Consider the following 6,594-nt stretch of genomic DNA (forward strand, 5'->3'; position numbering starts at 1 on the left):
ACCTTGCCGAGGTCAAACGCGACCTGGCGCAGTGGATCGCCAAATGGCAGGCCAAATACCCGAAGCTGGTCAACTGGGTGGAAGACAACATCGAGGAGACGCTGAGCTTCTATCGGCTGCCGCTTGCCCACCACAAGCACATGAAGTCGACGAACATGCTGGAGCGGCTGAACCAGGAGATCAAGCGGCGCACTCTGGTCGTTCGCATCTTCCCCAACCCGCGGAGCTGCCTGCGGCTGGTTCGGGCATTGGCGGTCGAGATCCACGAGAACTGGCTCGAGGCGACCCGCTATCTCAACATGGATCATCTGCGCGAGCACAAGAAGGAGAGCCTGAGAGCATTGGCCGCCTGAGCACCGCCGTGTGTCCGCCGCTCCGCTAAACACGGGGGCTGCGCGGCGGACACGCCGACGTCACAGCTACTGCCACGCCATTTTTGCAGAACTTGACGCACACAACTTTTTTGCGGCGCAATCCGGTATTTCAGCATGATGTGCTTGCTGCGCGCCGGCAGGCCAACAGTTTGCCGCATGGAACCACCGTCGAGGTGATCGCGTCGGCCGGCAACCTGTCGCGCTGGGGTGTTTCGTTTCGCTGAATCTTACGGGCGCAGTGCGACTGTGTTTTGGTGTCCCCGCCGGTGTCCAAGCGTGTGGCCTGTCATTGCGGAACGGCGATTTGCGTCATCGACGATGTCGTCGTTCGAGCTGGCGGCATTGCCATGTCGTGCTGCAGTCCTGCTGATGCCCGACAAGAGCCAGGAGGTTCTTCTTCGCGATGCGGAGCGCAGCCTCCAGCTTGCTGTTTCGGGAGCGGATGTCCTGCATCCTGTTTACCTCCGCACCGAGGCGATCTGGCCGGCAGCACTTTCGAAGCATCGTCTGTTAGCGCTGGAGTGCCTCAATGCCCTTTGTGCCTATGGAAAACTGCCCGCGCGCTTGTTTCCGCCACAAAGACGCGGGCCCCGATTGAACTTCGTCCTCCGCGCGCTCGATGGCGCGCTTGCCGGAGCATCACATCGCGAAATCGCCGAAGCGCTCGTCGGCCAAGCGCGCGTCCGGTCCGACTGGAAGGATCCTCAAGATCACCTGCGCGATCGTATCCGGCGCGCCGTCTCACGTGGCCGTGCGCTAATGAACGGCGAATATCTGAATTTCCTTCTTTGAAGAGCATGAGATCCGCGCTGTGCGTCAGCCGGCGAACAGTTCCTTGTAGCCGGTCGTCACCATCCAATTAGCACGGTCGATATGGCTGCGGAGGGCCTTTTTGGCGCGGACCGGTTCAATGGACGGGTCAATGGCGAGAATGCGATGCGCCATCTCCTCCTCGCTGGCATTGTCGGCGCAGGCGTCGAGAATCCTCAGATAGATCTTGAAATGCTGCCGGTCATAGCTCGTGAGGCTCTCCGACCAAGGGACCTCGTCGCGCAGTGTCGAGCTTTGAGTCCCGTCTGTTCCCGTTGATCCATTCATGTCTGCCGCGAACCTCGCATCTTGATCGCTGGATTCAAGACAGCATATCCCAAAATGGGATAATCCGGAACCGGGATTAGTGGCTGAGACGGTCTTTACCTGACCGGTTCTCCTACATGCCCAAATCACTTCGATCTCCCCGCCACCAGCGGTTTCTGGCCCAGCTGATATCGCTGCGCAAGGCCAAAGGCATGACTCAGGCGCAGGTGGCTGAGAAGCTTGGCCGGCCGCAATCCTTCGTGGCCAAGTATGAAGGTGGGGAGCGGCGTCTCGACATCATTGAATTTCTCGACGTAACCGCAGTGCTTGACGCTGATCCGTGCGAGATTCTGTTGAGCCTGCGGTCATAACTGATGCCGGCGCCTCTCGCGGAGCCACCGCTCCCGGTGGACCAGCCCGCTTTTCTGCGGCAAGCTCAGGCGTCTCGGCCATTCGGCTCCCGCCCTGGCGCGGGTCGTCAGACCCTCGCAACCTGATCTGGTGGGCCTTTCCCAGCGGTTCAGGGTGGGCGGCGCGCCCTTCTACGGCCGCCGCGGCTTCCAGCAACCCTTCGCTCTCGCTTCGGGTCCTTCTGTTCGTTTCGGTCCTCTGGATGCGGTTCGCCTGGACGGCGGCCCTTCCGGCCGCAACCCGCCGCCCACCCCCCCACTTCCCGGGAAAGCAGCGATTGGCGAGCGGAGGACGACGTTGCATGCAAGACAGAAGCGAACCATTAGCGGAGACCGAGGTGAGGGCAGCGCTCGGGCGCCAGGCTCTATCAGGAGGTCCCAGACCGCATCATTGCCGAGATGGAGCCCGGTACCGTACCGTGTGTGCCGCGGGCAGGGCGAAGCGCGGCCCTGGGCTGCCGAGGGACGCTTTGGGGCGCCAGCCCACCGGTGCAGCAGAAAAGAACCGGCAGCTCGCAGCATGGCTGAACACGGCATCTTGTCGCCGTGGAGGAGGTCCGTGCGCGCAGGCGCATAATCTCACACAGAACGTCGGGGAGACCGATGCCGGCAAAGAGTCTGGCCGCTGCATCCTGATCTAAGGCGCGTCTCTAGGCACTTCCATTTCAGGCATTAGTCGAGGCCGCGTTGACCAGGGTACGCTTCTTGGTCCACTCGAGGAAGGCGGCCGCCCTCTGTACAACGGCTTCTTCCCGTGCAGGGGCGACCGAAAAAAGGGCGCACAAGGCGCCCTTCATTTCAGATCAGCTATAGCAAGCCGCCTCGCCTTCCGTTGTCAGAAGCGGTAGGTGACACCTGCGCCTATCAGCCAGGGATCGAGCGCCGCCTTCCCCGTCAGCTTGGCGCCGGCCACGGTGACGTCGAAGTCTGGCTTCAGGAAAAGCTTCTTCACGTCGAAGTTGACGCCCCAGTGCTCGTCCACCATGTAGTCGAACCCGACCTGCAGTGCGGTGCCGAAGGTGTTCTTAACCTTGAGATCATCGGCGCTGCCGGCATCCTGATTATAGAAGATTGTATAGTTCACGCCGGCGCCGACATAGGGCTTGAAAGCACCGAAATCGGTAAAATGGTACTGCAATATCAGCGTGGGCGGCAGCAGCCAAACCTTGCCGATATTGCCCAGCCCGCCGATCGAGCCCTGGCCTGCGATGTTGGCATAGGTGGTGCCGAGGATAAGCTCGGCGGCGACGTTGTCGGTGAAGAAATACGAGATATCGAGTTCGGGCGTCACGGTGTTCGAATAGGAAAGACCGGAGCCGGGCGCCGTATCAACGTAGCCCGAATCCTGGGTGATGACCCCCAACCCACGGAGGCGGATCTGCCAAGGGCTTGGCCATTCCGAGGCCAAGTCTCCTTCGTCCGAGGCCAAGACTGCTACTTCCGGGACGCTCGCGGCCTGCGCAAGGTCCGCCGCGGCGGCCTGGTGTCCCATCACCATGAGGATGACAGCCGCTGTTATTCCCTGGACCACGCCCGGTCGCGTTCTGGCCATGATATTCTCTCCTTTTTCTTCAGACATGGTGCGTTGCACTACTAAGAATCTCATTTTATCAGTTTATACTGAAGCATTCTCATACTCACCTTGCATGAGACAGTGCCGTCATTATTTGCGAATTCGCGCAATCACGGACCTGTGCTCACTTTTTTTGAAACATTGCCTTGTTTGGCGCACCAATCAGCCATCGGCTTGCCAACCGATCGCGCTGCGAAGAAAGTTGGTGCCAAGACTGATGAATGCGGCCCGCTCGCGATTGTCCTTGCCGTAGCCGTGCCCGCCCGCGCTGAGCTCGTAGAAGTAAGCGGGATATCCAAGGGCCTGCAGCTTTGCGGCCATCTTGCGCGCGTGGCCCGGGTGGACGCGGTCGTCGCGCTTCGTGGTGGCGAGCAGGACAGGCGGATAGGGCTGTCCCGGCGTCGCGGCGTGATAGGCGGAGATTTCCTTCAGGAAAACCCAATCGTCAGCCTTGTCGGGATCGCCATATTCGTCGATCCAGCTCGCGCCCGCCAGGAGCTTGGTGTAGCGGCGCATGTCGACAAGCGGAACTGTGCAGAACAGCGCGCCGAAGTGCTCAGGGTAGCGGGTCAGCATGTTGGCAATCAGCAGGCCGCCATTTGACCCGCCCTCGGCGGCAATCCGCCTCGGCAGCGTAATGCCCCTTCGCACCAGGTCGGCGGCAACGGCGGCGAAATCGTCATGGGCAAGACGTTTGCCCTGTCTGCGCCCGGCATCGTGCCAACGGGTGCCGAACTCGCCGCCGCCCCGGATGTTCGCCACCACGCACGTGCCGCCGCGTTCGAGCCACAGCTTGCCGAGCGAGGAATTGTAGGAGGGCAGGAGCGATATGCCGAACCCGCCATAGGCGGTGAGGTGAACCGGGGCATCCCCGTTCCCGTCAGCCGGACCGACCTGCGTATAGGGAATCATCTCGCCATCGATCGAGACCGCCTCGTGGCGCGTGACCACCAGTCCGGATGCGTCGAAATTCTCCGGGCTGCGCTTCAGGATTACTGAAACGCTGAGAGGCGGCGCGGCGTCGAGATCCAATAGGAAAAGCTGCGGCGGCGTGATCGGATCCTGAGCCCAGACCAGGATCTCTCCATTGGTCTCGTGATCTGCCGCATCGAGTGACCAGAGATCAACAGTCCGTTCGGCGGGAAACGTGTTCAGGGCTCGGCGCGTCCATTCCTGCGGGCCCGGGGTGAATATCTCGAATCTAGGAACGAGGTTCGCCAGGTAGGCGACAATGAGCTTCCCGTTATTCCAGAAGAAGGACTGCAGGACCCGCCTCTCGGCTGGTTCGAACAGAGTGCTAAAACGGCGCTCGCCAGCCAGGAAAGAGGAAAGCGAGATGCCGATCAGCGCGTCGGCGCAATAGGTCGTCCCGGCAACCGTCCATGCTTTACGCGGCTTTACCGCCAGCCAATCGCCGAAGGTGTTCCATCTGGCGTCCTTGGGAAGGCCGATCTCAATCTTCGGCCCGCTTCTATCGCCAATGCGGACTATTTTGTCGAGCCAAGCCAGCTGCTCGACGAACCACAGGCGCTCGCTCTTGGCGGTACGGTCCAGATGGCCACACACAACGAGGGTTTCGGAACCCGTCTCGAAGATTACCGGCGCGGTGAGGGGATCCGCGCCACGGTTCCACAGTCGCACGGTGCGCGCGTAACCGGAGCGGGTGGCCATGCCATGACCAAGCGCACTGGAAAGCAGAAGCGTGTTGGGGTCGAGCCAATCAATGTTGCCCTTGGCCTCGGGGAGATTGAACCCGTCGGCGACAAAGCTCAGGGAGCTCAGGTCGAATTCGCGATGCACGACCGCGTCGCTGCCGCAGCGCGACAGGCGCAGAATGGCTCTTTCCCGTCTCTCCGGCTCGATCGATGCGCTGCCCCAGACCCAATCTTCTCCGTCGCTAGCGGCGAGGGCGTCCAGATCGATCAGCAGCTCCCACTGGGGATCAGTCTTCATGTAGGCGGCAAGGGTGGTCCGGCGCCACAGCCCGCGCGGATTTCCGGCATCTTGCCAGAAATTGTAGAGGTACTGACCGCGGCGCGTGATACGGGGAATCCTGTCGGGACGGTCGAAAATCGCTGTAAGCGCCGCCCGGTCGCGCTCAAACTGCGTTCCCGCGAAGTTCTTCAGGGTCTTTGCCGACTGGCTGGCGGTCCACGCAAGTGCCCGTTCGCCTTCTACATCTTCAAGCCAGAGATGGGGGTCATCGTCGGGTGCATTCAGCGTTGGACGGAAATCGAATGCGGTCATGTCCGGCTAACCCGAAGAGTGAAGTCGCCTGGAAAACAGGCGCAAAGTCTTCCGTCGGCCCGGGAAAGCTCCGCTTTCGCGGCTGCGACCGCATGTTCGGCGGGCATGATCATGCGATGATTTCTCCTCTGTCCGTGCCGCAGCGCGTTTTGCGGACAGCCCCGCAGGAGTCGTGCCAAATAAGAAAATCGTTTCCAAGCAATGCGATCATCCTGATGACGCTGTGTCTCATGTCCGACATCGTCGAACATCCGACAACGAGTGCAGCCGTGACCGCCTGATAGAACCTCCCGTGCCAGATCGGTGGGCACTGCGGATGCAGTGAAGCTCACCGCGAAACTGGCCGAACTTCGGGTCGACATCGGCGACGCGGCGATCGACGACCACTTCGTCGCCGGGGTCGGGCGCGGCACAGCCTGAGGACACCGCGGCGCGATCATCGAATAACTGCGTTTACGTTGCCTCTATCCTGGCCCACCCGTGGGCGCGCAAAAGACTCGCTTTACGGCCTCAGCCCTTTGCCTGGATCAAGTCGCAGGGACCGAATGGCGCACGGCAGAGTGGCCATAACGCAATTGTCTTCCGGCTATCTTTCCAGAGATTCGACAATCCAGTTGGTGAAGGTCCCATATCGCCCAATCATTGATGTGCTTAGGTATGGGCATGCGCCCATCGAAAGCGCTCATTTCCCCGCACGTCGACGCCGCCTTTCAACGACGGTCGCTTTCAGATGGACGCGTCCGGGCGGATCAGGCTGCGGCGGTTTTGGCGAAGTTGAAGGGCAGCAGGTCGTCGATATCAGTATCGACAGCGCGTTGAGGCAGCTCGGTGAGGACGTGGCGCAGCCACGCTAACGGCTCGACGCCACAGGCGCGGCAGGTCAACATCAGGCTGTAGATGACGGCGCTGGCCC

General features: G+C 61.2%; 8 protein-coding genes. 4 read left to right on the forward strand and 4 right to left on the reverse strand.

What is annotated here, in order from left to right:
- The 3 genes from NKH04_RS32705 to NKH04_RS32715 all read left to right on the forward strand — a co-directional run.
- On the forward strand, positions 1-353 hold a 353-nt coding region (locus NKH04_RS32705; protein ID WP_352976020.1), incomplete at its 5' end, for a transposase.
- A 92-nt stretch (positions 354-445) separates the two neighbouring features.
- Positions 446-598: a transcriptional regulator domain-containing protein gene (locus NKH04_RS32710; RefSeq protein WP_353045572.1), complete on the forward strand. Its 153-nt coding sequence runs from the start codon at positions 446-448 to the stop codon at positions 596-598.
- 94 nt (positions 599-692) lie between these two features.
- Positions 693-1,166 (forward strand): DUF2285 domain-containing protein, encoded by a 474-nt coding sequence (locus tag NKH04_RS32715; RefSeq protein WP_353045573.1) that lies wholly within the window; start codon positions 693-695, stop codon positions 1,164-1,166.
- 24 nt (positions 1,167-1,190) lie between these two features.
- On the opposite strand, the gene NKH04_RS32720 is transcribed toward NKH04_RS32715, so the two are convergent.
- Positions 1,191-1,472 (reverse strand): DNA -binding domain-containing protein, encoded by a 282-nt coding sequence (locus tag NKH04_RS32720; protein WP_353045574.1) that lies wholly within the window; start codon positions 1,470-1,472, stop codon positions 1,191-1,193.
- 116 nt (positions 1,473-1,588) lie between these two features.
- On the opposite strand from NKH04_RS32720, the gene NKH04_RS32725 reads away from it, so the two are divergent.
- The gene (locus NKH04_RS32725; protein ID WP_353045575.1) at positions 1,589-1,822 is read left to right on the forward strand and encodes a helix-turn-helix domain-containing protein; all 234 of its coding nucleotides are present in this window, start codon (positions 1,589-1,591) and stop codon (positions 1,820-1,822) included.
- Between the two features lie 874 nt (positions 1,823-2,696).
- On the opposite strand, the gene NKH04_RS32730 is transcribed toward NKH04_RS32725, so the two are convergent.
- The 3 genes from NKH04_RS32730 to NKH04_RS32740 all read right to left on the reverse strand — a co-directional run.
- Positions 2,697-3,413 carry an OmpW/AlkL family protein gene (locus tag NKH04_RS32730; RefSeq protein WP_353045577.1) on the reverse strand — a complete coding sequence of 239 codons (717 nt, stop codon included), beginning with the start codon at positions 3,411-3,413 and terminating at the stop codon, positions 2,697-2,699.
- 183 nt (positions 3,414-3,596) lie between these two features.
- Entirely contained in the window at positions 3,597-5,681 is a 2,085-nt protein-coding gene (locus NKH04_RS32735) for a prolyl oligopeptidase family serine peptidase (protein ID WP_353045576.1), read from the reverse strand.
- A 749-nt stretch (positions 5,682-6,430) separates the two neighbouring features.
- Positions 6,431-6,594, reverse strand: a 164-nt coding sequence (locus NKH04_RS32740) for a transposase domain-containing protein (protein WP_353045578.1), incomplete at its 5' end; no start/stop codon positions are given.

It is taken from the genome of Mesorhizobium sp. M1365 (assembly GCF_040317865.1).
In the GTDB taxonomy this organism is placed as follows: Bacteria; Pseudomonadota; Alphaproteobacteria; order Rhizobiales; family Rhizobiaceae; genus Mesorhizobium.